This window comes from Acidimicrobiales bacterium, from assembly GCA_035316325.1.
Lineage (GTDB): Bacteria > Actinomycetota > Acidimicrobiia > Acidimicrobiales > VFJN01 > DASXTK01.
The window spans coordinates 1-24,022 of record DATHJB010000225.1 but is presented as its reverse complement, the minus strand read 5'-3'; the positions used below and the strand labels follow the sequence as shown (position 1 = coordinate 24,022).

At 71.7% G+C, this 24,022-nt stretch carries 32 protein-coding genes; 10 read left to right on the top strand and 22 right to left on the bottom strand.

The window, feature by feature from the left end:
* Nucleotides 1–628: Calx-beta domain-containing protein (locus VK611_29415; GenBank protein ID HMG45488.1), on the top strand; the 628-nt coding region annotated here is incomplete at its 5' end.
* An 82-nt stretch (nt 629–710) separates the two neighbouring features.
* On the opposite strand, the gene VK611_29410 is transcribed toward VK611_29415, so the two are convergent.
* Both VK611_29410 and VK611_29405 read right to left on the bottom strand, forming a co-directional pair.
* Nucleotides 711–1,115 carry a type II toxin-antitoxin system VapC family toxin gene (locus VK611_29410; GenBank protein ID HMG45487.1) on the bottom strand — a complete coding sequence of 135 codons (405 nt, stop codon included), beginning with the start codon at nt 1,113–1,115 and terminating at the stop codon, nt 711–713.
* Nucleotides 1,112–1,393, bottom strand: a complete 282-nt coding sequence (locus VK611_29405; protein HMG45486.1) for a type II toxin-antitoxin system prevent-host-death family antitoxin — start codon at nt 1,391–1,393, stop codon at nt 1,112–1,114. The genes VK611_29410 and VK611_29405 overlap by 4 nt, the downstream gene beginning before the upstream one ends.
* Before the next feature lie 106 nt (nt 1,394–1,499).
* Here VK611_29405 and VK611_29400 point away from each other — a divergent pair, with 106 nt between their 5' ends.
* A complete protein-coding gene (locus tag VK611_29400) occupies nt 1,500–1,916 on the top strand; it encodes an organic hydroperoxide resistance protein (protein ID HMG45485.1) in 417 nt (138 codons plus the stop codon).
* A 9-nt stretch (nt 1,917–1,925) separates the two neighbouring features.
* On the opposite strand, the gene VK611_29395 is transcribed toward VK611_29400, so the two are convergent.
* From VK611_29395 to VK611_29320, 16 genes are all read right to left on the bottom strand, one after another.
* On the bottom strand, nt 1,926–2,327 hold the full coding sequence (locus tag VK611_29395) for a DUF1003 domain-containing protein (GenBank protein ID HMG45484.1): 402 nt from the start codon (nt 2,325–2,327) through the stop codon (nt 1,926–1,928).
* Nucleotides 2,328–2,411: 84 nt separating this feature from the next.
* Nucleotides 2,412–3,299, bottom strand: a complete 888-nt coding sequence (locus VK611_29390; GenBank protein HMG45483.1) for an ABC transporter permease — start codon at nt 3,297–3,299, stop codon at nt 2,412–2,414.
* On the bottom strand, nt 3,283–4,098 hold the full coding sequence (locus VK611_29385) for an ABC transporter ATP-binding protein (GenBank protein ID HMG45482.1): 816 nt from the start codon (nt 4,096–4,098) through the stop codon (nt 3,283–3,285). The genes VK611_29390 and VK611_29385 overlap by 17 nt, the downstream gene beginning before the upstream one ends.
* Nucleotides 4,099–4,111: 13 nt before the next feature.
* Nucleotides 4,112–5,218: a hypothetical protein gene (locus tag VK611_29380; protein HMG45481.1), complete on the bottom strand. Its 1,107-nt coding sequence runs from the start codon at nt 5,216–5,218 to the stop codon at nt 4,112–4,114.
* A gap of 97 nt (nt 5,219–5,315) precedes the next feature.
* On the bottom strand, nt 5,316–6,071 hold the full coding sequence (locus tag VK611_29375; GenBank protein ID HMG45480.1) for a class II aldolase/adducin family protein: 756 nt from the start codon (nt 6,069–6,071) through the stop codon (nt 5,316–5,318).
* Nucleotides 6,072–6,110: 39 nt separating this feature from the next.
* The gene (locus VK611_29370; GenBank protein ID HMG45479.1) at nt 6,111–6,839 is read right to left on the bottom strand and encodes a GntR family transcriptional regulator; all 729 of its coding nucleotides are present in this window, start codon (nt 6,837–6,839) and stop codon (nt 6,111–6,113) included.
* A 106-nt stretch (nt 6,840–6,945) separates the two neighbouring features.
* On the bottom strand, nt 6,946–8,205 hold the full coding sequence (locus tag VK611_29365) for an amidohydrolase family protein (protein HMG45478.1): 1,260 nt from the start codon (nt 8,203–8,205) through the stop codon (nt 6,946–6,948).
* Between the two features lie 16 nt (nt 8,206–8,221).
* Nucleotides 8,222–9,925 (bottom strand): class I adenylate-forming enzyme family protein, encoded by a 1,704-nt coding sequence (locus tag VK611_29360; protein HMG45477.1) that lies wholly within the window; start codon nt 9,923–9,925, stop codon nt 8,222–8,224.
* Entirely contained in the window at nt 9,925–10,707 is a 783-nt protein-coding gene (locus tag VK611_29355) for an enoyl-CoA hydratase/isomerase family protein (protein ID HMG45476.1), read from the bottom strand. Before VK611_29355 ends, VK611_29360 begins: the two co-directional genes overlap by 1 nt.
* Nucleotides 10,704–11,438, bottom strand: coding sequence for a 3-oxoacyl-ACP reductase FabG (gene fabG / locus VK611_29350; GenBank protein ID HMG45475.1), 735 nt, complete (start codon nt 11,436–11,438; stop codon nt 10,704–10,706). The genes VK611_29355 and fabG overlap by 4 nt, the downstream gene beginning before the upstream one ends.
* On the bottom strand, nt 11,435–12,661 hold the full coding sequence (locus VK611_29345) for an acetyl-CoA C-acetyltransferase (GenBank protein ID HMG45474.1): 1,227 nt from the start codon (nt 12,659–12,661) through the stop codon (nt 11,435–11,437). The genes fabG and VK611_29345 overlap by 4 nt, the downstream gene beginning before the upstream one ends.
* Nucleotides 12,658–13,866 (bottom strand): CoA transferase, encoded by a 1,209-nt coding sequence (locus VK611_29340; protein ID HMG45473.1) that lies wholly within the window; start codon nt 13,864–13,866, stop codon nt 12,658–12,660. The genes VK611_29345 and VK611_29340 overlap by 4 nt, the downstream gene beginning before the upstream one ends.
* Nucleotides 13,863–14,555, bottom strand: coding sequence for an enoyl-CoA hydratase/isomerase family protein (locus tag VK611_29335; GenBank protein ID HMG45472.1), 693 nt, complete (start codon nt 14,553–14,555; stop codon nt 13,863–13,865). The genes VK611_29340 and VK611_29335 overlap by 4 nt, the downstream gene beginning before the upstream one ends.
* Complete coding sequence (locus VK611_29330) at nt 14,552–14,971, bottom strand: hypothetical protein (protein HMG45471.1); 420 nt, start codon at nt 14,969–14,971, stop codon at nt 14,552–14,554. The genes VK611_29335 and VK611_29330 overlap by 4 nt, the downstream gene beginning before the upstream one ends.
* Nucleotides 14,972–15,015: 44 nt before the next feature.
* Complete coding sequence (locus VK611_29325; protein HMG45470.1) at nt 15,016–15,834, bottom strand: enoyl-CoA hydratase-related protein; 819 nt, start codon at nt 15,832–15,834, stop codon at nt 15,016–15,018.
* Nucleotides 15,834–16,556, bottom strand: coding sequence for a GntR family transcriptional regulator (locus VK611_29320; GenBank protein ID HMG45469.1), 723 nt, complete (start codon nt 16,554–16,556; stop codon nt 15,834–15,836). Before VK611_29320 ends, VK611_29325 begins: the two co-directional genes overlap by 1 nt.
* Before the next feature lie 128 nt (nt 16,557–16,684).
* On the opposite strand from VK611_29320, the gene VK611_29315 reads away from it, so the two are divergent.
* The 4 genes from VK611_29315 to VK611_29300 all read left to right on the top strand — a co-directional run bounded on the left by VK611_29315 (nt 16,685) and on the right by VK611_29300 (nt 20,577).
* Nucleotides 16,685–17,869 (top strand): cytochrome P450, encoded by a 1,185-nt coding sequence (locus tag VK611_29315; protein HMG45468.1) that lies wholly within the window; start codon nt 16,685–16,687, stop codon nt 17,867–17,869.
* Nucleotides 17,866–18,720, top strand: a complete 855-nt coding sequence (locus VK611_29310; GenBank protein ID HMG45467.1) for an NAD(P)-dependent oxidoreductase — start codon at nt 17,866–17,868, stop codon at nt 18,718–18,720. Before VK611_29315 ends, VK611_29310 begins: the two co-directional genes overlap by 4 nt.
* Before the next feature lie 92 nt (nt 18,721–18,812).
* Nucleotides 18,813–19,190, top strand: a complete 378-nt coding sequence (locus tag VK611_29305; protein ID HMG45466.1) for a hypothetical protein — start codon at nt 18,813–18,815, stop codon at nt 19,188–19,190.
* A 148-nt stretch (nt 19,191–19,338) separates the two neighbouring features.
* Nucleotides 19,339–20,577, top strand: coding sequence for a PQQ-binding-like beta-propeller repeat protein (locus VK611_29300; GenBank protein ID HMG45465.1), 1,239 nt, complete (start codon nt 19,339–19,341; stop codon nt 20,575–20,577).
* A gap of 57 nt (nt 20,578–20,634) precedes the next feature.
* Here VK611_29300 and VK611_29295 read toward each other — a convergent pair whose 3' ends face one another.
* Nucleotides 20,635–21,285, bottom strand: a complete 651-nt coding sequence (locus VK611_29295; GenBank protein ID HMG45464.1) for a nucleoside deaminase — start codon at nt 21,283–21,285, stop codon at nt 20,635–20,637.
* Nucleotides 21,286–21,422: 137 nt separating this feature from the next.
* On the opposite strand from VK611_29295, the gene VK611_29290 reads away from it, so the two are divergent.
* Nucleotides 21,423–21,569 (top strand): hypothetical protein, encoded by a 147-nt coding sequence (locus VK611_29290; GenBank protein HMG45463.1) that lies wholly within the window; start codon nt 21,423–21,425, stop codon nt 21,567–21,569.
* Between the two features lie 72 nt (nt 21,570–21,641).
* Here the strand turns inward: VK611_29290 and VK611_29285 are convergent, their stop codons facing one another.
* The 3 genes from VK611_29285 to VK611_29275 are packed head-to-tail and all read right to left on the bottom strand — an operon-like array spanning nt 21,642 to nt 23,105.
* Entirely contained in the window at nt 21,642–22,109 is a 468-nt protein-coding gene (locus tag VK611_29285; GenBank protein ID HMG45462.1) for a hypothetical protein, read from the bottom strand.
* A gap of 7 nt (nt 22,110–22,116) precedes the next feature.
* Nucleotides 22,117–22,308, bottom strand: coding sequence for a DUF397 domain-containing protein (locus tag VK611_29280; GenBank protein ID HMG45461.1), 192 nt, complete (start codon nt 22,306–22,308; stop codon nt 22,117–22,119).
* Complete coding sequence (locus VK611_29275) at nt 22,305–23,105, bottom strand: helix-turn-helix transcriptional regulator (protein HMG45460.1); 801 nt, start codon at nt 23,103–23,105, stop codon at nt 22,305–22,307. Before VK611_29275 ends, VK611_29280 begins: the two co-directional genes overlap by 4 nt.
* Before the next feature lie 124 nt (nt 23,106–23,229).
* On the opposite strand from VK611_29275, the gene VK611_29270 reads away from it, so the two are divergent.
* The 3 genes from VK611_29270 to VK611_29260 are packed head-to-tail and all read left to right on the top strand — an operon-like array spanning nt 23,230 to nt 23,890.
* On the top strand, nt 23,230–23,421 hold the full coding sequence (locus VK611_29270) for a hypothetical protein (protein ID HMG45459.1): 192 nt from the start codon (nt 23,230–23,232) through the stop codon (nt 23,419–23,421).
* Nucleotides 23,418–23,654, top strand: coding sequence for a hypothetical protein (locus tag VK611_29265; protein HMG45458.1), 237 nt, complete (start codon nt 23,418–23,420; stop codon nt 23,652–23,654). Before VK611_29270 ends, VK611_29265 begins: the two co-directional genes overlap by 4 nt.
* On the top strand, nt 23,630–23,890 hold the full coding sequence (locus VK611_29260) for a hypothetical protein (protein ID HMG45457.1): 261 nt from the start codon (nt 23,630–23,632) through the stop codon (nt 23,888–23,890). The genes VK611_29265 and VK611_29260 overlap by 25 nt, the downstream gene beginning before the upstream one ends.
* Nucleotides 23,891–24,022: the final 132 nt, after the last annotated feature.

The window sequence follows — 24,022 nt, the reverse complement described above, 5'->3', positions numbered from 1 at the left end:
CGCCGTGCCCGGGGTGGTGATCGTCGGCAGCGTGGTCACACCCCACCTGCGCATGTACGACGCCGACGACGGCCGGTTGCTGGTCGACCGCCTGGTCGGCGAACCCGGCACCTTCTCGGGGGTCGCCTCGGGCGCCACCGTCCTCGACGGCACGCTGATCGTCGGCGCCGGCATCGGCACTCGCACCAGCAGCGGATCGAGTCCGGGCGACTTCGCGGCGGACACCCCGTCGGCGGTGGTCGCGCTGTGCGTGCCGGGCACCCCGGGCTGCCGTCCGCCCACCATCGAGCCGGGCATCGGTTGGGCGGTCGAAGGCGACAGCGGCACGACCACCCTGGAGGTGCCGGTGTCGCTCTCACGGGCCATCGGCCAACCGGTCACCGCGCAGTGGACCGCCGTGTCGCTCACCGCCCGCGCCGGCCGCGACTTCGTCGGCTCGTCGGGCACGGTGACGTTCGCGCCCCTGCAGACCGAGGCGACGGTGTCGATCCCTGTCCTCGGCGACACGGTCGCCGAGCCACCCGAGGTGCTGCTGGTGTGGTTCCACCAGCCGACGAACGCCCGCCTGCCCGGGCCGCTCGGTTCCGGTCTGGGCCTGGGAATCATCGTCGACGACCCGGGCGGCTGACCCCCGGGTCAGGGGGGTGGCGTCAGCCCCTTGACCCGGTCGAGCAGGCCGTCGACGGCCTCCTCGTGCAACGTCATGCCGTTTACTCGGGTGCGGTGATCGGGAAGCCGAGGTCGGTGGCGGCGCTGGCGAGTTCGCTGTCGTAGGTCACGAAGTCGGTCAGCTCGGCGCGGAACGGGTCGACGGTGGCCAGGTGGATGGCATCGAGCGATCCGAGCCTCGCCACCTGGTACGAGCGCGCCCGGTCCAGCACGGTGCTCGACAGGTCGACCACGTAGACCCCTCGCACCGCTTGTCCCACGTAGTACGGCACCCGCGTGTGGTCGATGCCGCCGCGGAGCAGCGCTCGAGTGATCTCCAGCATGGCCAACTCACTGGAGATCAACTCGGTGTCGTCGGGTAGCGCCTCCCGCCAGCTGCGCAGCGCCTCGGTCTCCTTCTCGGGCTTGATGAACTTCACCAACGCACACGCGTCGAGGTAGATCACCGGTTGCGTTCCTTGTCGCGATCGGCGATCACGAGATCGGACAAGCTCGCCACATCATCTGCCAGATCAGGGATGACATCCGGCATGCTCTGCTCAGCGGGGGGGCGGACGGTGCCGTCGCTGATCATGCGCTCGAGAGTGCTGGGGTTCTCGACCTCGGGCACCAGCCGGAGCACGGGCCGGCCGCGGTCGGTCACGATGATCGACTCGCCGGCCCGCACCCGCGCGACGGCTCTGGACGGGTTCTGGTTCAGCTCTCGCAGGCCGATGGTCTCCATCCCCAAAATGTACCTACAAAATGTAGGCACAGCAAGAGCGACTCTGACCGTCAGCTGGGAGGGAGCCCGATGGAACAGTGGCGTGGTGGTGTCGGTTGTCTGAAGCATGGATGCCGTCTACACCGCTGAAGCGACCGCATGGGGTGGCCGAGAGGGCCACTCCGCCTCCTCCGACGGGGTGCTCGACCTGCAGTTGAGGATCCCCAAGGAGATGGGCGGGCCGGGCGGGCCCTTCACGAACCCCGAGCAGCTCTTCGCCGTGGGCTATGCCTCGTGCTTCCACAGCGCCCTGAAGGTGGTCGCCTCCCGGGCCAAGGTCGACGTCGACGAGTCGGCAGTGACCGCCAAGGTCGGCATCGGGTCCGACGGCCAGGGTGGGTTCGGTCTCAAGGTCGGTCTCGAGGCCGAGCTGCCGGGCGTCGAGCGCTCGGTGGCCGAGGACCTGGTGGCCCAGGCCCACGAGGTCTGCCCCTACTCCAACGCCACCAGAGGCAACATCGAGGTCTCGCTGACCGTCGTCTGATCTACCGCTTCATCGTTCCGGGTCGGGGACGACCCGACTGTGGATCTCCGTGGCGAGGGTGTGGATCGCCCGGGTGATCTCGGTGTTGACCTTCAGCTCCTGGTCCTGCGCGACGAAGTCGTGGTCGGCCTTCGCCTGCTGGAACGCCGCCTGGCGGTTCTGGCCGATCATGACGAAGGTCGACAGGAAGATCGCCTCCAGCGACACCACCAGGGTGAGCTTGGGCCACGGATCGGACTCGACGAGCAACATCCACACCGCGAAGCCGACGGCATGCACGTAGACGAAGGGCATGGAGCCGGCGAACGCGGTGATGGCGTCCGCGATCCGCAGCTGGATGTCCGCCGCCCGTTTGGCCCTGTGGGCGAGAACGACGGGGTGGTGCCGCACCGCCGGGTCGAGATCGGTCATCCTCGAAGCTCCTCTCAACAGTGACGACGAGGGCACGAAGCATGGCCTGTAGTGCACCACCCCGGTGCGGACGGAGGGTGAGGGTCAGGTGTCGGGGGACCAGCGGGTGAGGCGGCGGCCGATCATCGCGACCAGCATCGTGAACAGGGCGCCGGCCACGGCGACGACGACGATGCCGACGTACATCCGGTCGGCGAGGAAGAGGCTCCAGGAGTTCCAGATCAGGTAGCCCAGGCCCTCCTGGCCCTGGACGAACTCGATCGCCACCAGCACCAGGATCGAGGCGCCGGCGGTGAGCCGCAGGGCGATGAAGATCTGCGGGATCGACGCCGGGAACACCACGTGGCGGAACGTCTGCCACCGGTTCGCCCGGAGCGACTCCGTCACCTCCTTGTAGGCCGGCGACACGCTGGTCATCGCGGCCAGGGTGGGGATGAACACCAGGAAGAAGCAGTTGACGACGATCAGGATGATGATCGGTGTCTCCCCGATGCCGAAGATCAGCAGGAGCAGCGGCAGCAGGGCCAGCTTCGGCACGGTCCAGAGCCCGTAGGTCAGCGGCTCCAGCGCCGCCCGCGCCGTACGGGAGGCCTGCAGCAGCACCGCCGCCGCCACCCCGAGGAACGACCCGAGCACGAACCCGTAGAGCACCCGCCGGCTGCTCACCCACAGGTCGTGCTGCAGGCGGCCGTCGCGGAACAGCTCGACGCCGGCGTCCCAGATCTTGGTGGGCGGCGGGAAGAACCGCTGGTCCATCCAGCCCGCCTCGCTGCAGACCTGCCACAGCACCACCAGCACGACGGGCACGCCGATGCCGAGGCCCCGCTCGATGCGACGGCGCCGGCGGCGGTACTTCAGGGGGTCGATGTCCTCGGCGGTCGGCCGCCGGAACACGGTCTGCCCCTCGGGCGCGCCGTCGTCGGGAGCGGCGACGTCGACCTCGACCTCCACCGTCTCAGGCCGCGCTGTCACGGGTCGCCTCCCGGGTGCTGGCGAGGTGCTGGTCGACCTCGGTCCGCAGCACCTCCCAGATCGACTGCTGGAGCGCCGCGAACTCCGGGCTGGCCCGCAGGTCGTGGTTGCGGGGCCGCCCGAAGGGGATCTCGTACTCGGCGCAGACGCGACCGGGCCGGGCCGACATGACCACCACCCGGTCGCTGAGGAAGATCGCCTCGTCGATGCTGTGGGTGACGAAGACCATGGTGCGCCGTTCGGTCTCCCACAGGTCGACCAGCTCGTCCTGCATGAGCCGCCGCAGCTGCTGGTCCAGCGACGCGAACGGCTCGTCCATGAGCAGCACCTCGGGCTGCAGCACCAGCGCCCGGGCGATCGCCACCCGCTGGCGCATGCCGCCCGACAGCGTGTGCGGGTAGGCCCGGGCGAACTCCGCCAGGCCCAGCCGCTCCAGGGCCGCCGCGACCAGGGCGTTGCGCTCGGCCCGGGAGTGCCGGTGGTGGCGCTGGATGTCGAGCCCGAGGCGGACGTTCCTCTCGACGGTCTTCCAGGGGAAGACGCTGTGGTCCTGGAAGACCATGCCGAGCAGCGACCGGTCCGGGTCGCTCTGCCGGATCGCCAGCTCGCCCCTCGACGGGGAGACGAGACCGGCGATCACCCGCAACAGCGTGCTCTTCCCGCACCCCGACGGTCCCAGGATGCTCAGGAGCTCGCCCTCCCGGACCTCCAGGTCGAGCGGCCCGAGGGCGTGCACGATCTGGTGGCCGTCGTCGAAGTGACGTTCGAGGTCCGTGGCGACGATGCGAGCCGGTTCCACCGGGGGCCTCCGGTCAGCCCGCGTTGACGGCTTCGACGACGGCCTGGGTGCTGAAGTCCTCCACCGGATGCGCCTCGTCGTAGGAGAGGATCTCGCCGAAGCCGAGCCACATGTCCTGCAGCTCCTCGACCATCTCCTCGTCGTTGCGGGCCTCGTCGCCGAAGCCGTACCAGGTGGCGGCAGCCTCGACGGTCTCCTGCGGGGCGCCGGTGAACTCGGCGAGGATGGGAGCCACCTCGGGGTCCTGGTGGTAGTTGCCCTGGAGGTACGTGCGCTGGGTGCGGACGAGCGCCCGCACGAACGCCTCGTACAGCTCGGGGTCGCCCTCGAGGTCCTCCTTCATCGCCGCGTACTTGCCGGCGGGGATGGTCTCCTGCACCAGGGCGCAGCACTCGGCGAGGCCGGGGTCGTCGGAGAAGGGGCTCAGCAGGTGGGCGCCGTCAACGGCCCCGTTCTGCAGGGCGACCAGCGAGTCGGCGTTGGGGTTGAGGCCCATGACCTCCACGTCGCCGACCTCCTTGTCGACCGCGTCGAGCGCCGTCTTCAGGACGTAGACGGTGGGGCTGGCCTCCTTCTGGGTGCCCAGCACGATCCGCAGGCCGTCGACCTGGTCGGGGTCGAGCTCGCCGTCGTCGGTCAGCTTGTCCTTGTCGACCCAGAGGCCCTCGGACGTGCCCGGGCTGGGGGCGTCGTGGGTGTTCTGGAAGAACTGCAGCTCGATGCCCTGGTCGACGGCGTTCATGGCCGCGGCGGCGGCACCGATGCCGGCGATGTCGGCCTGGCCGCCGGCCAGGTCGGCGAGCTGCTCGGTGGCCGAGATCGTGATGATCTCGACGTCGAGGTTCTCCTTGTCGAACTCCCCCATCTCGACGGCGAGTTGCACGGGGAAGACGAACTCGAAGTTGCCCGACAGCGAGAAGGTCAGCTCACCGCGCTCGTCGAGCGGCTGCGGGGCGTAGGGATCGTCCGAGGCGGCCCCGTCGCCGGCCGGCTCGGTGGTGTCCGGCGCGTCCTCGTCGGTGGTCGCGTCGTCGGACGCCTCGTCGTCGTCGCCTCCGCAGGCGGCGGTCAGCAGCAGGAGGGCGAGCAGCGCTCCCCCGAACGTCCTCTTGCCCGGCATGTGTTCCCCCTCTAGCGAATGATCTGATTCTTCTTAAACATATTGCAATTTTGGGAGATTGGTCAACCGCACGACGAGCGCAGGCAATGTTCGGGCGCTAGAGGAGGACGTCGGGGGCCGTGCGCAGCAGCCGCCGCACCCAGCCGTTCCAGTAGATCTCGCTGGCCCGCTCCACCAGCGCCGCCTTCATCGCACCCCGCAGCGCCGGGGCGACCACCGTGCGGGCCTGCGCCAGGTCGCCCGCCCGCAGCACGTCGTAGGTGAGCCGGCACTGGCGGTCGAGCATGGCGGCCCGGTACGTGGCCAGCTGCACCGTCGGGGCGGTGACGATCACGCCGTGGTTGGCCAGGATCACCGTCGACGCGTCGCCGATGCGCAGGGCCAGGTCCTCGCCGAGGTCGGCCGTGTCGATCTCACCGGTGTACTCGTCGACGAAGGCCAGGTCGCCCTCGTACAGCGTGGTCGTCTGGTGGAGGATCTCGGGCAGGATGCCCAGCGCCGCCAGCACGGTCACGTGGTACGGGTGGTTGTGGACCACCACGCGGGCGTCGGGCCGGCGGCGGTGCAGCTCCGTGTGGATGTGGATGGCGGGCGTGACGTCCCAGCGCCCGGCCAGGACGCTCGCGTCGGGCGCGACCAGGCAGACGTCCGATGCCGACACCTCCTCCCACCACAGGCCCCACGGGTTGACGAGGAGGTTGCCGTCCTCGTCGGCCACCGTGATGTGGCCGGCCATGTTCTCGCTGAAGCCCTCGGCGGCGAGGATCCGGAACGAGCAGGCCAGCTCCTGGGCGACGGTCAGCTCCACCCCGATCGACGGCGTGATCGAGGGCTCCCACGGCTTCTTAATCATCTAGACACTTAAGTACATTGCCCCTCAGGGGGCAAGGGGTCAGGACTGGGCGGCGGAGCGGCTGGCCGCGTGCTCGCGGGCGGCCTCCTCGGCGCCCCGCACGTCGCCCGCCGCGATCCGTTCGACGATCGTGGCATGGGCGTCGACGCCCGACCGGCGGTACTCCGCATCGGCGATCGGCGCCGTCCGGGCGATCTTCGCCGGGCGCCGGCTCAGCTGCTCGGCCCACGCCGTGGAGTCGTCGGAGCAGATCCGCTCCAGCGCCCCGAGCACCAGGGCGATCGTGTCGTTGCCGCAGCAGTTCACCAGCTCCGCATGGAACGCCCGCGCCCGCGCCGTGTACTGCGGCACGTCGTCGACCACCGCCAGCACCGCCTCGTGGGCGGCCTGCAGGCGGGGGACCACCTCGGTGGCCCGGTCCTCCCGGGCGGCGCAGAGGCCGGCGCACACCGGTTCGAGGAACCGCAGCGCGGTCGCCACCTCGCCCGGCGAGACGCCCCTGGCCCGCAGCGCCAGCTCGATGGCGTGCGCGGTGCTGTCGACCTGGGGCTGCTGGACCACCGTGCCGCCGTGCTTGCCCCGGCGGACCCGGACCAGGCCCTCGGTCTCGAGGATGCGCAGGGCCTCCCGCAGCGACGGCTGGGACACGCCGAACTCAACCAGCAGGCTCTCCTGCTTGGGCAGCACCTCGCCGGGCTGGACCTGGCCGGACACGATCCGCTCCCGGATCTGGTCGGCCACCAGCTCGGCCACGCTGTGGCGACGCACGTGCGATCGCTCGTCCGACGATCGATCCTGGGTAGATCCCGCCACGGCGGAGGCAGCTCCCTGCGATGGGTCTCGGGACAGCGAGGCTAGTCCTGGTCGCCCCAGGTCAGAACGCATCCGGGTCGGCGGCCACGGCGTCGGGCACGGGGTGCCGGTACAGCCGGGCCGCGTTCTCCCAGGTGAACTTGCGCACCTCGTCAGCCGGGAGGCCACCGATCTCCTCGGCGATCACCGCCTGGGTGCGGGGCCAGGTCGAGTCGCAGTGCGGGTAGTCGGCCTCCAGGAGGATCTTGTCGACCCCGATCCGGTACCGCTGCGAGAACGACGAGGGGTCCTCCACGGCGCAGAACCAGAAGTTCCGCTGGAGCACCTCGGCCGGCGTGAGGTCGCTCTTCCACGTGCCGTACATCTCGTGGTAGCTGAGCATGTGGTCGAGGCGGTCGAGCAGGCCCGCCACCCAGCCGATGCCGCCCTCGCTGAGGCAGATCTTCAGGTCCGGGTAGCGGACGGGAGCCAGCGAGTAGAGCCAGTCGACCGCGGCGTAGATGGCGTAGGCGAAGAACAGCACGCCCACCACGTCGGCAGGCGCGTCGTCGCTGGTGGCCGGCGTGGCGCCGCCCGAGCCGATGTGGAGGTTGATCACCGTCCCGGTCTCGGCGCAGGCCCGCAGGAACGGCTCCCAGTGGCCGCTGTGGATCGTCGGGAGGCCCAGGTTGTGGGGCGCCTCGGTGAACGACACCGCCTTGAAGCCCCGCGCGGCGTTCTCGTAGATCATCGCCGCGCCCAGCTCGGGGTCGAGCAGCCACGGGATCTGGGCGGGGATGATGCGGTCCGGGTAGGTGCCGGCCCACTCCTCCAGGTGCCAGTCGTTCCAGGCCCGCACGCAGGCCAGGGCCAGGTCGCGGTCCGGCGTCGTCTGCTGCAGGCGCTGACCGGCGAAGCCCGGCAGGAACGACGGGAAGTTCACCGACGCGTAGATGCCGTTGAGGTCCATGTCGGCCACCCGCTGGTGGATGTCCCAGGCACCCCGGCGCATCTCGTCGAACCGGGCCGGCTCGAAGCCGTACTCCGACACCGGTCGGCCCACGACCGCGTTGAAGCCGACATTGGGCAGCTCGACGCCGTCGTAGAGCCACACCTCGCGCCCGTCGTCCTTCTCGACCACCCGGGGGGCGCGGTCGGCCAGCCGGGCCGGGACCCGGCCCTCGAAGGTGTGCGGCGGCTCGACGATGTGGTCGTCGGCCGAGATCACCGTGTACTGCCGGGCGGCGCGCTCCGGTTCGGGGAGGAACGTGACCGTCCTCCCCTCGCCGGTGCCGGCGGTGGTGAAGGCCTGGTCGGTGGCGAGATCATCGATGCTGCGCATGGCTGTGCCTCTCTGGTCAGACCGGGTGGTTCGGTTGCGTGGCCTCGGTCGCCCGGCGGGCGACGTCGGCCCGGAGCTCGCCCTTGGCCACCTTCCCGCCGCTGGAGCGGGGCAGGTGGTCGAGTACGACGAGCACCTCGGGGAAGAGCTCCTTCGACGTGCCCCGGGCCGCGAGGTGGGCGGTCAGGGCATCGAGGTCGAGCTTGGAGTCGGCAGCGTCAGCGGCGTCGGCCTTGAGCTCGACGTAGGCGCACACCCGCTCGCCGAAGACCGGGTCGGGCCAGGCCACCGCCGCGGCCAGCGCCACGGCGGGGTGGGTGCCGACCTCGTCCTCCACCTGGGGGGCGCTGATGTTCTTGCCGCCCCGGATGATGAAGTCCGACGTGCGGCCCACCACGGTGAGGTAGCCGTCGGCGTCGAGGGTGCAGATGTCGCCCATGAGCATCCAGCCGTCGGGCGTGAGCAGCTGCTCGTTGGCGGCCGGGTCGCCGAGGTAGCCCAGGCAGGCGGCGGGCCCGCGGCCGGCGGGCTGACCCCGGCCGGTGCCGGTGACGTCGCGGTCGCCGTCGTAGAGCCGCACCTGCATGTCGTCGATCACCCGGCCGGCGGTCCGGAGCCGGTGGTCGGCCGTGTCGTCGAGCGTCGTCCCCGACAGCAGCCCCGTCTCGTTGGAGCCGAAGAACTGCAGCACGGTGGCGCCGGTGCGGGCCTCGAAGTCGACTGCCCGCTCGTAGGGCACGGCCTCGCCGCCCGTGAACATCACCCGCAGCGACGACAGGTCGCGGTCGCCCAGGCCGGGGGCGTTGAGCATCATCACGAACTGGGTGCTGACGCAGGCCAGCGTCGTCACCCGGTGCCGCTCGATCAGGTCGAGGGCGCGCTCCGCGTCGAAGCGCTCGGTGACCACCGTGGGCGCACCCAGCAGCGTGGGCGTGAAGTGGCCCGTCCAGAGGCCGAAGCCGAAGGGCGCCGGGACCAGGCTCAGCACCACCTCGTCGGTGTCGAGCCCGCCGCTCAGCACCGCCCGCTGATGGAAGTACATCCACCGGTTCTGGTTGTGGAGCACGCACTTGGGCAGGCCGGTGGTGCCCGACGTGGAGTTGACCAGGAACAGGTCGTCGGGGTGGGTGCGGGGCCCCTCGGTGTCGGGGGCGGCGTCGCTGACCTGACCGTCGACCAGGATGTCGCCGCCGGGGTCGGCCTCGAAGCGGGGGACGACGACGTGGTGGCGCATGACGTGATGAGCGACGAGGTCGGCCGCCAGGTCGCCGGCGGCGCGGCCCCGGTGGTGGGCCTCGGTGACCAGCGCGACGGCGCCGGTGCGACCCACCAGGTGGGCGATCTCGCGGTCGCCGGCACGCGCCCCGATGCCGACGACCACGAGCCCTGCCTGCTCCGCCGCCAGGAAGGCCACGTGCACGGTGGCGGAGTCGGGCAGCAGCACCGCCACCCGCGTCCCCTCCGGCAGGCCGAGCGAGCGCAGCACGCCGGACAGGCGGGCCGCGGCGTCGCGGTAGCCGGTCCAGCTCAACGTCCCCGCGTCGGCGACGAAGGCTGGGGCGTCCGGTCGCTCCCGGGCGTGGCGGCGCACGTGGTCGAGCAGCACCTCGTCGCCCCACCAGCCCCGCCGGCGGTACTCCGCGGCCGTGGCGGCGTCGGCGCCGGCCGGGAACGCAGCCGCCGCCACCTCGATGTCGGACGATGGCGTGGTCGTCGTCATCACGTGCCCCCGAACTTCGCCGGCCGTCGCTCGAAGAAGGCCCGCCGGCCCTCGTCGAAGTCGGCCGTCCCCAGCAGCGCCTGCTGCTCCACCAGCTCGCCCGCCAGCACCGACTGCAGCGGCCCCGCGCCGGCGAGCACCAGGCGCTTGGTCGCGGCCAGGGCCAGCGGCGCCCGGTCGCAGAGCTGCCGGGCGAGGTCGATCGCCAGCGCCGTGGCGTGCCCCGGCTCCACCAGGCGCTCGACGAGCCCGATGCGCACGGCGTCGTCAGCCGTGATCGGGTCGCCGAACAAGGCCATCTGCCGGGCCCGGCCCAGGCCGATCCGGCGAGGCAGGCTCCACAGCAACCCCACGTCCGGCGCCACGCCCACCTTGGTGAACGGGGCGCAGAACCGGGCGTCGCGGGCCGCCACCACCACGTCGGCGGCGGCGACCATCGAGAGGCCCGACCCGTAGGCCGCGCCCTCCACCGCGGCGATCACCGGCCGCGGCCCCTCCAGCAGCCGCTCGGCGATGCGGTGCAGCTCGCCCATGCGGGCGGCGATGGCCGGCACGTCGTCGGTGGGCATCGACGGCAGGTCGCCACCGGCGCAGAACGTCGGCCCCTCGCCGGTCAGCACCACCACCCGGCAGTCGTCGGCGGTCATGGCCTCGTCGAGCGCAGCCAGCAGCGCCTTGCGGGTGGGGTCGTCGAGGGCGTTGCGCTTCGCCGGGTTGGCGATGGTGATCGTCCACACTCCCCCGTCGCGCGCGGTGCGCGCCGTCCCGGCCGCCGCGCTCATCCGTACCTCCCGCCGGACACGTGGAGCACGTCGCCGGTGAGGTAGGAGGCCTCGTCGGACACCAGGAAGGCGATGGCGGCCGCCACGTCGTCGGGCTCCCCCACCCGGCGGATCGAGCTCTCCCGGGCCGCCCGCTCGGCGATCGCCTCGAACTTCGGGTGCGACTCGGTCATCGGGGTCCGGATCAGCCCCGGGGCGACGGCGTTGGCGGTGATCCTGTGCCGGCCCAGCTCCTTGGCCAGTGACTTCGTGAGCCCGATCACCCCGGCCTTGGCCGCCGAGTAGTTGGCCTGGCCCGGGTTGCCCAGGTAGGCGCGGGAGGCGACGTGGACGATGCGGCCGCCGCCCTGTTCCACCATGTGGGGCACCACCGCCCGGCTGCACGCGAACGGGCCGTACAGGCACACGGCCAAGACGGCCTCCCAGTCGTCGTCGCCCATCTCGCCGATCAGGGCGTCGCGGGCGAACCCGGCGGCGGTGACGAGGATGTCGACGCGACCGAGCCGCTCGGCGACGTTGCCGACGGCGGCCTCGATGGCGTCCCGCGACGTCAGATCGGCCTGCCACCCGATCGACTCCGTCGCCAGCGAGCGCGCCACCGTCACGGCCCGGTCGGCGTCGACATCCACCACTGCGACCTGTGCACCATCGGCGGCCAGGCGCCGGCACGTCGCCGTACCGAGGCCCCCGGCCCCGCCGGTCACGATCGCGACCTTCCCCTCCAGCGTCATGCGGGGATCCTCTCGACCACCGCGGCCAGCCCCTGTCCCCCACCGATGCACATCGTCTCGAGGCCGTAGCGGGCGTCGCGCCGGTCGAGCTCGTGCAGGAGCGTGGCCAGGATGCGGGCCCCCGTCGCCCCCACCGGGTGGCCCAGCGAGATGCCCGACCCGTTGACGTTGAGCCGGTCGAAGTCCTTGTCGCCGAACCCCCACACCCGGGTGCAGGCCAGCACCTGCGCCGCGAAGGCCTCGTTCAGCTCGACCAGGTCGACGTCGGCCAGGGTGAGACCGGCCCGGGCCAGCGCCTTCTCGGTGGCGGGCACCGGCCCGATGCCCATGGTCGCCGGGGCGACGCCGGCCACCGCCCACGACACGATCCGGGCCATCGGGCGCAGGCCGTGCCGCTCGGCATCGGCGCGCTGCATGACCAGGCACGCCGCCGACCCGTCGTTCTGCCCGCTGGCGTTGCCGGCCGTGACGGTGGCCTCCGGGTCGTGCCAGCCGAGCACCGGCCGCAGCCGGGCCAGCGCCTCCATGGAGGCGTCGCGGCGGGGGTGCTCGTCGACGGTGACCGCGGTCGGGGGGTCACCACGCCGGCGGCCGGGCACGTCGACCGGCACCACCTCGGCGGCGAAGCGACCCTCGTCGCGGGCGGCGACCGCCCGCCGGTGCGACTCCAGGGCCAGCTCGTCCTGCTCCTGGCGCGTGATGCCGTGCTCGCGGCGCAGGTTCTCGGCCGTCTCCAGCATCCCGCCCGGCACCGGGTGGTGCTCGCCGCCGGCGGTCTCCCGGGCCCGCACCAGGCGGTCGACCAGCGGGGCCCCGCCGGCGCCGCCCCAGCGCAGCCGGTCGGTGTACAGCTCGACGGAGCTCATGCTCTCGACGCCGCCCGCCACCACTACGTCGGCGACCCCGGTCGCCACCTGCATGGCTGCGATCAGCACCGCCTGGAGGCCCGAGCCGCAGCGCCGGTCGACCTGCAGGCCCGGCACCTCCACGGGCAGGCCGGCGTCGAGCGCCGCGACCCGACCGATGGCCGGCGCCTCCCCGCTCGGGTAGCACTGGCCGAGGATCACGTCGTCGACGGCGTCCGGCGGGAGCCCGGTGCGATCCAGGACCTCCCGGATCAGGCCGGCGGCCAGCCGGGCCGCGCCCACCTCCCGGAACACCCCGCCGTAGCCGCCCACCGGGGTGCGATGGGGAGCGCAGAGGACGACGTCGTCGAGCGTCATCGCGGGTCCCCGGTGTCGGCGCCAGTGTCGTCGGCGACCGCGATCTTCGCCGCCAGCAGCTCCTCGAGCAGCGGCTCGGCGATGCCCGCCTCGGTGAGCACCTCGATCGTGTGCTCCCCCAGCCGGGGTGCCGGCCGCGGCGTCGTCAGCGGTTCCCCGTCGGCGATGAGCGGCAGGCGCACGACCCGCTGGTCGCCGACCTCCTCGAACCAGCCGCGCTCCTCGGCGATCGGGCTGCGCACCGTCTCGTCGAGGCCCAGGACCAGCGACGCCGGGATGCCCGCCTCGTGGAACAGCTCCAGCCACTCGGCGGCCGGGCGGGCGGCGAGCTTCGCCTCCAGCTCGGCGGCCAGCTCCTTCGAGTGGGTGACGCGGTCGAGCGGGGTGGCGAAGCGCTCCTGGCCTTCCAGGTGCGGGGCGCCGACCACCTCGAGGAGCTTGCGCCAGAGGCTCTGGTTGGCCGCGGTGAGGAAGATGGGCCGGTCGGCGGTGGCGAACAGGTCGTAGGGGGCGCCCAGCTCGTGGGAGGCACCGCGGCGGGTCGGCCGCTGTCCCGACTCCAGCGCCAGCGCCGCCTGCCAGGGAACGAGGGCGAGCGCGCTGTCGACGAGGGCCGACTGCAGCGAGGCCACGGGATCGCCGCCGCGGCGGGACATGATCGCGGCCAGCACCCCCACCACCATCCAGAGGCCGTTGCCGAGGTCGACGATCGACGGGGCGCAGCGGGCGGGGGCGGCGTCCGGGTAGCCGGTCATGTCCATGATCCCGCTGAAGGCCTGGGCGATCGGGTCGTAGCCCTTGAGCGCCCGCCCGGCAGGGCCGTGACCGAAGGCCGACACGTCGCAGTAGAGGATGTCGGGTGCCCAGCGGCGGACGTCGGCCTCGCTGACGCCGAGCCGCTCCACGACGCCGGGCTTGAAGCTGTGGATCAGCACGTCGGCACCGGACGCCAGGGCGCTGAAGACCCGCCGGCCGGCGTCGTCGCTCAGGTCGAGGCCGACGCTGCGCTTGCCGGTGTTGCACCACTCGAAGATGAGGCTGCTGCCCTGCTCCGACAGCGGCGGGAACATGCGGGCGTCGTCGCCGATCGGGGGCCGCTCGACCTTCACGACGTCGGCGCCGAGCTTGGCCAGCACCATCGTGACGAACGGCCCGGAGACGTTCATGGTCAGGTCGACGACCCGCACCCCGTCGAGCGGCTTCACCGGCCCTCCCCTGCTTCCCCTGTAGATGCCAGGTCCTGGCGCACCATGTCCTCCAGCCATGCGGATGTCTCGTGAGCGGGTGCGAGGTCGCGCTGCCACGCCCGTCGGGCCTGGTGGGCGACCAGCGGCCGGGCGGTGAGCCGTTCGACCCAGACCGCCACCAGCTCGTCGATCTGGTCGGGCGGCACGACCCGGGTGAGCAGGCCGGTGGCGGCCGCCTCCTGGCTCGACACCGGAGCGCCGAGCGTGGCCACCTCCACGATCCGGCGGGCCGAGAGGGCGCCGGCCAGGTAGGGAGCCGGCACCGGGTAGTTGCCCATCGCCGCCTCGGGCAGCGTGAACGTCGCCGCCGGGGTACCGAGCGCCACCGGGCAGCAGCGCACCAGGGCCACCCCGGCGCCGAGCACCGGAGCCTCGACCCGGGCGATCACGAACAGCTCGACGCCGCGCAGGTGGTCGAGCAGGCGGCTCGACGCCACCACCGGGTGGGCCCCGATCTCGCTGCGGTCGCCGCCCGCGCAGAACACCGGGCCGTTGGCGCCGAGGACCACCAGCGGGTGGCGGCCGCGCTGGATCTCGTCGAGCGCGTCGATCAGCTGGTCGACCAACTCGTGGGACAGGGCGTTGCGCTTCTCCGGGCGGTCGAGCCGCAGCTCCACCCACCCGTCGTGTGCTCGCTTCTCGATCAACAAGCAGCGTCCCCCCGCTGGATGTGGAGCCGCATCCGTCCCTGCAGCTCGACGAGGCGCCACCAGAGGATGCCGGTGCCGGCACCGTCGGCGACCACGCGTCCCCGGGCACCGCTGGCCTGCCAGGCGGCGACGCCTTCCTCGCACGCCAGGACCAGGGGGCCGTCCAGCTCCCGGCCGAGCTGCCGGAGCCGCTCGGCGCGCCAGTGCGACGGTTCGAGCATCCGGGTGGGGCGCCCGGCGCGCTCGCCGGCGAGGAGGGCGACAAGTCGATCCTCGGTGTGGGCGTCGCAGCAGAGCACGACGACGTCGGCTCGCAGCAGACCCCCCGCCCGCAGCCCGTCGGCCAGGTAGCGGCTACGGCGGTCTACCCGCTCGCCGATCGGATCGGCAGGCACCACGGCAGCCATCGCCATGCGATTGATCTTAAACTATTAGAGGATTTAGGGCAATCGGAACGTCAGCCCTGGAAGTACGCCCCGGCACCCTTCACGCCCCGCTCCCGGAGCACGGCCCGGACCTCGTCGAGGTCGGGGTCGGTGTGGGCCAGGGCGTTGAACGACGCCGAGCTCCGCACGGCCTCCCGGAAGCCGGCCCGCTCGTAGACGGCGTTGATCGCTTCCTTCTTCATGCGCAGCACCCCGCTCGGGACCCGGGCGATCTGCGCCGCCAGGCCCGCGACCGTGGCGTCCAGCTCGGCGGCCGGCACGGAGCGGTTGGCCCAGCCCAGCTCCGCCGCCTCCCGCCCGGTCAGCGAGCTCATCGGCACGAAGCTCAGCTCCTTCGCTCGCCGGAGGCCCACGTAGAGGGCCATCGCCGGGCCGATCACTCCCCCACCCAGCGGGAGCGGCCAGCCGACGGTGGCGTCGTCGGCGACCACCACCAGGTCGGCGCACGAGCACAGGGCCACGGCGATGCCGAGGCAGTGGCCGTGCACCTGGGCGATCACCGGCTTGGGGGCGTCCCAGAGCCGGAGGAACTGGCCGTAGCGCTCGTCGAGCATGTGGTTGCGGTCGTCGAGGGCGCCGCGGTCCGGGCCACCGGCCGCGCCCGACATGTCCGCCCCGGCACAGAAGGACGGCCCCGCACCCCGGACCACGATCACCTTCGCGGCCGGGTCGCGGGCCAGCTCGTCGACGCCCTCCAGCAGGAGGTGGATCATCCGGTCGTCGAGGGCGTTGCGCTTGGCCGGGCGGTTGAGCGTCAGCGTGGCGACGCCGTCCTCACCCACCCCGGTCAGCACCAGGGCCTCGTCGACCTCGTCGACCTCGTCGGCCATCAGGGACGGCGGCCCATCGTGTGGCGCCGGGCCACCTGCTCGGCACCCTCCTGGTCACCCGACTCGATCAGCCCGATGAGCAGGTCGTGGTCGGCCAGTCCGGCCCGGCGGTACCCGGCGTCGGCGATCGGCGCGTCGACCACGCCGTGCACGCCGGCCTCGTCGAGCCGCTCGTCGATCCAGAGAGCCGAGTCCTCGGAGCAGAGGCGCTCCAGCGAGCCGACCACCAGGATCATCGTCTGGTTGCCGCAGCACGCCACCAGCTCCTCGTGGAACTTGCGGGCCAGGACCGTGTAGGACCGCAGGTCGTCGACTGCGGTCCAGGCCTCCTCGTGCACGGCCCGGAGCCGGGGCAGCACCTCGGTGACCCGGTCCTCCCGGGCGGCACAGAGGCCGGCGCACACGGGCTCGATGCGGCGGAGCGCCTGCACCACGTCCTGCGCCCCGGCGTCGACCGAGCGCAGCACCGTCTGCATCACCAGCGCCGCCGACGACGCGTGGGGCCGCCGCGCCACCGAGCCGCCGTACTTCCCGCGGCGCACCTCGATGAGGCCCTCGGCCTCGAGGATCCGCAGCGCCTCCCGGAGCGACGGCTTGCTGACGCCGAACTCGGCCAGCAGCTCCTCCTGCTTCGGGAGGATCTCGCCGTCGGCGATGTCGCCCACGATGATGCGCTCCCGGAGACGATCGGCCACCAGCTCGGCCACACTGGCCACGCGCACCGTGCTCGTCCCCTCGCCTTGCGTTGCCGGTGACGGCCAATTCATCTAAAACATCTTAAACTACAAAGGCTCAAGACGGGTAGCGCGGCAGCGACGAGGGGACGATCACACCGGTGGACCAGATCTCGATGCCAACCGTGGACACGTCGCAGCGCGAGGTCTGGGAGCAGCCGGAGCTCGTGCTCGGACCGCTGATGCGCGACGGCGTGCGGGCGGCACGCACCACCTCGCCGCCCGGGACGATGCTCCTGGGAGCCGACACCGTCCACGCCGCCTTCGGCGACAACCGCCTCGGGGCCCCCTCGGCCGAGCTCCTGGAGCGCACCGGCTGGGACGAGGGCCCGTTCGTCGACTGGTTCCGCAACGCCACCGTCCACATCGACCCGCCCGACCACACCCGGCTGCGGGCGCTGGTCAGCCGGGCCTTCACGCCCCGGTCGGTGCAACGGTTCCGGGACACGGCGGAGCGGATCGCCGAGGACCTGTGCGACACCGTCGAGCCCGACGCCGACTTCGACTTCACCAACCGGTTCGCCCGCCTGCTGCCGCTCCGGGTGATCTGCGAGCTGCTCGGGATCGACGACGTGGACGCCGAGCGGGTCGGGCGCTGGTCGTCGACCCTCGGCGAGGCCATGAGCGCCTCGTCGGTGGCCATGCAGAAGATCGCCGACGACGCCACCCTCGCCTTCACCGACTACACGGACGCGGTGATCTCCCACCGCCGGGCCAACCCGAGCGACGACCTGCTCACGGTGCTGATCCAGGCCGAGGAGGCGGGTGACCGCCTGAGCCACCGGGAACTGGTGATGCTCATGGTGCAGCTGATCTTCGCCGGTCACGAGACCACGCAGACGCTGCTGAGCACCGGCATGTGGCGCCTGCTCCAGCGGCCGGACCAGCTGTCCCTGCTCCGGGAGCAGCCCGACCTGATCCCCAACGCCGTCGAGGAGATGCTGCGGCTCGACCCGCCGGCCCTGGTCGTGGCCCGCATCCCCCGTGAGACGTTCGAGCTGGGCGGCACGGAGCTGACCGAGGGCGACTACGTGATGCTGTCGCTGTTCTCGGCCAACCACGACCCGAGCCGTTACGACGACCCCGACTCGCTGGATGTCACCCGGGAGGTCGACCGCCAGTTCGCCTTCGGGTTCGGGGCGCACTTCTGCGTCGGCAACCACCTGGCCCGCACCGAGGCCGCGGTCGCCTTCGAGGTGCTGCTGCGCCGCTTCGCCCACGTCGAGGAGTCGGGCACCTCGCGCTGGGCCGCCGACACGCTGCGGGGCCGGAGGGACGTCACGATCAGGGCTCGGCCTTGACCTCGACCTCGGGCTCGGGCTCGGCCTCGGGCGTCGCCTTCGTCGGGCTCGGGAACCTCGGCGGGGCGATGTGCCGGCGACTGGTGGCCGTCGGTCATCGGGTGGCGGCCTACGACGTGTCGGCCGACGCGCTGGCCGCAGCGGTCGAGGCCGGTGCGACGGGTGCGGGCTCGGCAGCCGACGCCGCCCGCGGAGCCTCCGTCGTGTGCGTGATGGTCAACACCGACGAGCAGGCGATCGAGGTGGTCACCGGACCCGACGGGGTCCTGGCGGGTCTGGCCCCCGGAGCCGTCGTGGTGCTGCACTCGACGGTCGCTCCCTCCACGGTCGACCGGCTGGCGGCTGCCTGCGAGCTGCTCGACGCCGGGATCAGCGGTGGCCCCGACCGGGCGGCAGCGGGCACGCTCGTGACGGTGGTCGGCGGGTCGGTGGAGGCGCTCGCCGTCGCCCGGCCCACGCTGGAGGCGTACTGCTCCGACGTGATCCACTGCGGTCCGTCCGGCACCGGGATGGCGGCCAAGCTGGCCCGCAACCTGGCCCAGTACGGGATCTGGTGCGCGCTGTTCGAGTCGATGCAGCTGGCCGAACGGGCGGGCGTCGACCTCGGGCTCTACGCCGACTACGTCCGGGCGTCAGGACTCCCGGAGAACCACGACGTGATCCTCGCCCGCGACACGGTCGACCCCGTCACCGACCCGGACCGGTTGACCCACCTCCGCTGGGCGGTGCAGCTCGGCCACAAGGACCTCGCCGACGCCTTCGAACTAGCCACCCGCCTCGGCTTGGAGGTGCCGTTCGCCCACCTCGCCGACACCACCTACGCCCGAGCGATGGGCCTCGACGACACCTGAAGCGCCGCAAGGACAGCGGAGGCGCATGCTGAGCTCCATGCGATGAGCCCTCCCGCCCGCAGCCGCGTCGAGGTCACGACCAGCCAGCAGCAGTGGCGAGCGTCCTCACGATCCGCCAGTCCCGCCACGGCGGCGGCCTCTACCAAGTCATCCCCGTCGGTGTCTTTCAACCCACCTCACCCGGTCCCACCGGCCAGACCGACGACCTCGACCTCTGGCGGTTCATCACCCGCGAATACAACGAGGAGCTCCTCGGGGCTCCCGAGACCACCGGCGACAACGGCCCCGTCGACTACGACGCCTGGCCCTTCCACCAGGCCCTCCAGAAAGCCAGGCAAGGCGGTGAGCTGCGGGTCTTCTGGCTCGGTGTCGGAATGGACCCCCTCAGCCTCGTCACCGACTTCCTCATCCGATGCAGGCCGCCGGCGCCGCCCTCCTCGAGCTCGCCTGGCATCACCGAGATTCCCTGACGCCCTAAGGAGCCGTCGGAGCCGCCCCATTCGGCTCATCCTTCGAGTAATTGACTAGCCGTAATTTATCGGCAAAGGTTGGCCCGGAGCATCACTCGACGCGGATGGGGGCGGTCCGATGACTGGTGGACGTGTAGCTCGCGGCTTGGTGGCGGTGAGCCTGACCCTGCTGTTGACCGGATGCTGGTTGCAGCCGGACTTCGACGGCGGGAGGACCCGCTGGAACCCGTGGGAGGAACGGATCACGCCCGCCAACGTGGCCAGCCTGGAGCAGGTGTGGTCGGTCGAGATCCCCACGACGAGGGGGATCATGCCCAACCCGCTCGTCTACGGCGACCGGGTCTTCCTCCCCACCGAGACCCTGGCGCCGATCCCTGGGCGCTTCTCGTCGTCGATCGGGGTCAGGGCCCTGGACGCGGCGACCGGCGACACGGTCTGGGAGCAGGCCGTCAACCCGCCCGAGGTGGTGGGCACCCCGTTCCACGACCTGACGTTCGTCGAGGGCGAGCTGTGGGTCGACTACCTGTCGAGCTCCGCCGAGGACTGCGAGGCCGACACCGTCCGGCTCGGCCGCGACGGCACCGTGATCGGCGAGGAGGAGTCGCAGGCGATCGGTGGGGTCATGCAGAGCAGGCGCTACGTGGTGCAGACGCTCCGGGACGGCTGTGGGCCCCTCCCCACCCCGCAGATCTTGTCCGTACGAGACAGTCGCACGCGGGAGACTCTGTGGACGGCGGCGGCGGGCAACTTCAGTACGTCCCTCCTCGCCGGCGACCTGGTGGTCACCGCCGCCGGCACCTTCCCGCTCGGCGGTTGCGGCGCCCCGACCTGCAACCCGATCTGGACGCACTCGGACATCGGTTCCCCCGTCGCGGCCGCAGCGGATACCGACGTGTTCTTCTACCACCCCCCCTTCGGCAGCGACGCGCCTGGTGACCTGGAAGCGATCTCCCGCGACACAGGAGCCCGCCAGTGGTCGGCCCGGTTCCCCGGGAGCAGGGCAGGGTTCGCCCTGGACGACGACCACATCTACGCCACACCGAACACCAACCGGACCCCCATGCTGCACGCCTACGACGTGGACGGCTGTGGCACCGCCACATGCGCGCCGGCGTGGCAGGGAACCGTCGGCACCGGTGAGAGCGGCCTTACGCCGACCGTGGCCGGCGATGTCGTCTACGTCCCCACGAGACAGGGCACGATCCATGCCTTCGCCGCCGACGGGTGCGGCCCCTCGTCCACCTGTGCACCGATCGCCACCATCGACAGCGGACTCGGTGACCACATCAGAGCCATGTCGGTGAGCGGTGGCCGGTTGTTCGTCGTGGCGTACACAGCGGAGCTGACCTACACGGTCACGGCCTTCGCTCCGATCGCGGCGTCCTGACCGGCGGCCGGCGCGGACCCGGTGCCTATGGGTGGGCTCCTCCGAGCTGTGCGTCTACTAGCCCAGGCGCCGGGCGCGGCGTTCGGCGGCGACGACGAACTCGGGCCACCGCGGGGCGAGCGCGGTGGGCAGGTCGTCGTGAGCCAGGGCCTGGTCCTCCACGAGGTGGACGGCCAGGTCGGTCGTCTCGGGTTCCAGCTCACGGTTGCGGGCGACGGTCTCGTGCCCGGTCCCCCGCAGGACGACGACGTTGTGGAGGAAGAGGACGTTGGCCACCAGCGGCCACTCGGGGGCGACGGCGACCGCCTGGTCCGGAGGGGAGCCGGCCTGCGACCGTGCGGTGCCGACGAACGCCGGATCGACGCCCAGGTACCGGACCCGGCCCACGCCGACGAACTCGGCCGCGGCGCGGCACATCGAGCAGGGCTGCTGGCTGCTCCACAGCACGCAGTCGCCCAGGTCGCGACTGGTCGGGATCTCCGCCAGGGCGTTCAGCTCGGCGTGCGCCAACGGGTTCCCCTGCAGGGCCCCGTCGCCGCCGGGCGGGTCGTAGGCCCGGTTCCGTCCCTCGGCGACCACCACGCCGGCCGCGTCGGTGAGCACCGAGCCGCAGGCCAGTCCCCCGGCCCGCAGGGTGCGATGGGCCAGTTCGAGGCAGCGCTGCAGCGGCACCCCCAACTCGACCCAGGCGGTGGCCAGACCCCTCACCCGTCGGACGCTACCTCCCGGAGGGCGGGCGTCGACCTCAGCCTCTACGCCGACTACGCCCGGGCGTCCGGACTCCCGGAGAACCACGACGTGATCCTCGCCCGCGACACGGTTACCCCGTCACCGACCCGGACCGGTTGGCCCACCTCCGCTGGGCCGTCGAACTCGGCCACAAGGACCTCGCCGACGCCTTCGAACTGGCCACCCGCCTCGACCTCCCCGTCCCCTTCGCCCACCTCGCCGACACCACCTACGCCCAAGCAATGGGCCTCGACGACACCTGACCCCAAGCCATCCCTGGTCGCAGCAGGTCACACTCGTTACACCCGGCTCAGACCTGCTGTATCACGGGAGTGTCATGCCCCGTCCGGGACCCTACGCCCGGGCCGCCACCCGGTAGGGCCGCTGCGCGTCAGCGTCAGGAGCCGGTCTTCTGCTATCGGCCTCGGCCACGCTCGGGAACCCCCTGGGGCCGCGAGGGCGCGACAGCAGAGGTAGACGAATATCTTGCTGCCGTTGAAGCGCAGCACCTCCCCTGTGTCCAGCGTGAGGAACAGGTCAGCGGTGGCAATCTTGCGGAGCCCTTTGTGACCCACGATCAGGTCGTAGGGCACGCCCACCCACGTCTTGGTCGGCATCATCCGGTCGCCGCTGCCAGTCGTTTCGGTCCAGACCAGACCACGATCGGCGATCGCGACGAACCCCTCGGTCCAGCCGCGACCTTCGCGCAACCGCATCAGTCCGTGGTCCTCGACGTCCTCGATCTCGAAGTCGCGGAGGATCTCTTTCTGGCGACGCCAGTCGGCGCGCGCCCTCTCGCTCACCACGGCACTAGCCGAAGTCGTCGAACTCGCCGGCTTTCGTGCCCGAGAGCCAGGTGGCGACCTCGGTGCGGGTGAAGCGGAGGATGGGCGAGGTGTTGCCGAGCTTGGAGTCGCGGACGCCGACGATGCCGTCGCCGAGGTCGGCTAGCTCTACGCATGAGCCGTTGTTGCTGAACGTGGACTTCCGCCAGGTCGTCATGATCGGGTCTCCCATCGTCGTGCTATCTCGCGGATGTAGGTGATCGAGTCTGTTGGTGACAGCGCCACCCGGCTGGCCGCGTCGAACACTTCGGCGAAGTACGACACCTCGTCGGCTTCGGTGATGAAGCGGGCGCCGCCGTAGCCCTCGATGCAGAGCGTCGGCGTCCCCCACGGGTGGGTGAAGATGCTGAAGCTGTCGAGCCGCCGGATCTCGTGCTGGCCGGCGTCGAAGGTGAGGATGCGGACCGTGACGTTCGGTAGCTCGGCGAGATCGGCCATCGTGTGGAGCTGCTCGGCCATGACGGTGGCGTCGCCGAGGCGGACGTGAAGCACCTGCTCGGCCTGGATGATGTCGTAGGCCAGGCTGCCGTCGCGCACCCGCTGCTGGCGGTGTTGCCGCTGGCGGATGTTCTGGCGGAGGTAGTCGTCGGTGACTCCGTGCAGGCCGACTTGGCGGACGATCGCCTCGACGTAGCCGGGCGTCTGTAGGAGGCCATCGATCACCTCGGGCTCGTGCTTGCGGATCGCCTCGGCCGACTGCTCGTTGGCGAGCAGCGTGGCCAGCCAGTCGGGGATCTCGCCGGCATCGACGGGCATCGAGGACAGCATCGCGGCAAGCTCGCTGAGGGTGACTCCGAGCGAGTCAGCGTAGGCGGCGCGCTGGCCGGGGCGAGGCGTCGAGTCGCTGCGCTCCCACTCGCCGACGGTCGTCCGGTCGACCCCGATCTCGTCGGCGACCTGTGCCTGCGTCTTGCCCAGCGCCTTGCGGGCTTCGATCAGCCTCGTCCTCCGCACGAACCCATCTTTACACCATCACAAGAGGTCCTAGGCAGGTTTCGTGCGGTCCGTCACGCTGGCACCGAACGTGACCGCCCCCGCACCGCGACACCGGTTGTGGGGTCCGAGGCGAGGAGAGGCGATGGGAAACCGACCGGGTGGCCCAGTGGAAGCGGCGGGCGCGGCGTACCGAGACGCGAAGGCCGACGCCTTCTACGCGGGGACGCTCCGGCTCCGGTTCCAGCGCCGCCGGCTGGAGCGTCGCAGCGACGACGCGAGCAAAGCCCGCCTGCTCGCAGTGGTCGACGAGCTGCGAAGGCGGAACAAAAGATGAACCGGTCCACGACCCACTCCGACATCGGCATCGAGGACCCCGGCTCCCGGGAGGAGCAGTCCCTGGGGAAGGGGTTCGTCATCACCTACGGGGCCGCCGATCGCATCTGGCACGACGTGTGCGGCAAGGCCGAGCCGCTACCCAACCTGAGCACCGCCACCGTCGAGCGCTACGAGGCGGCCCACCAGTGCGGATCACGTACATCGCCGTGGACGTCGCGGGGCTCGTCGTGAGGCGTCAGGCGGTGGATGAGGTGCACGTGCGGTGGCGGGTCGATGTGGGCGAGGAGCAGTCCATATGCCTCTTCGACCTCGACCTCGACGGGCGGACCACCTCGTTGACCACCACGGCCGCCAGAACCCTGCGGGACAAGCTCGCCGTGGCGATGGCGACGGTCGACCGATTCGCAGCCGCCGAGGAAACCAGAGCCGCACTGCGAGCCGCCGGAGAGGCTCTGGCGGAGGGCTGAGACCTCCGGGTCGTGCAGGACAGCCTCGGACAGCCCGTGCCGCCCAGCGGCATGCGCCTCGGAGGAGCACGGTCCCCGAAAGGCGCCACCGTCCCCACCGGGTCAGGAGCCCTCGGCTCTACCGGGGCACCC

Coding starts and splice junctions, on each gene's coding strand:
- VK611_29405 (HMG45486.1), bottom strand. CDS start 1,393: ATGGAGACCATCGGCCTGCGAGAGCTGAACCAGAACCCGTCCAGAGCC.
- VK611_29400 (HMG45485.1), top strand. CDS start 1,500: ATGGATGCCGTCTACACCGCTGAAGCGACCGCATGGGGTGGCCGAGAG.
- VK611_29395 (HMG45484.1), bottom strand. CDS start 2,327: ATGACCGATCTCGACCCGGCGGTGCGGCACCACCCCGTCGTTCTCGCC.
- VK611_29380 (HMG45481.1), bottom strand. CDS start 5,218: ATGCCGGGCAAGAGGACGTTCGGGGGAGCGCTGCTCGCCCTCCTGCTG.
- VK611_29375 (HMG45480.1), bottom strand. CDS start 6,071: ATGATTAAGAAGCCGTGGGAGCCCTCGATCACGCCGTCGATCGGGGTG.
- VK611_29365 (HMG45478.1), bottom strand. CDS start 8,205: ATGCGCAGCATCGATGATCTCGCCACCGACCAGGCCTTCACCACCGCC.
- VK611_29360 (HMG45477.1), bottom strand. CDS start 9,925: ATGACGACGACCACGCCATCGTCCGACATCGAGGTGGCGGCGGCTGCG.
- VK611_29355 (HMG45476.1), bottom strand. CDS start 10,707: ATGAGCGCGGCGGCCGGGACGGCGCGCACCGCGCGCGACGGGGGAGTG.
- fabG (HMG45475.1), bottom strand. CDS start 11,438: ATGACGCTGGAGGGGAAGGTCGCGATCGTGACCGGCGGGGCCGGGGGC.
- VK611_29345 (HMG45474.1), bottom strand. CDS start 12,661: ATGACGCTCGACGACGTCGTCCTCTGCGCTCCCCATCGCACCCCGGTG.
- VK611_29330 (HMG45471.1), bottom strand. CDS start 14,971: ATGGCGATGGCTGCCGTGGTGCCTGCCGATCCGATCGGCGAGCGGGTA.
- VK611_29325 (HMG45470.1), bottom strand. CDS start 15,834: ATGGCCGACGAGGTCGACGAGGTCGACGAGGCCCTGGTGCTGACCGGG.
- VK611_29315 (HMG45468.1), top strand. CDS start 16,685: ATGCCAACCGTGGACACGTCGCAGCGCGAGGTCTGGGAGCAGCCGGAG.
- VK611_29280 (HMG45461.1), bottom strand. CDS start 22,308: ATGACGACCTGGCGGAAGTCCACGTTCAGCAACAACGGCTCATGCGTA.
- VK611_29270 (HMG45459.1), top strand. CDS start 23,230: ATGGGAAACCGACCGGGTGGCCCAGTGGAAGCGGCGGGCGCGGCGTAC.
- VK611_29265 (HMG45458.1), top strand. CDS start 23,418: ATGAACCGGTCCACGACCCACTCCGACATCGGCATCGAGGACCCCGGC.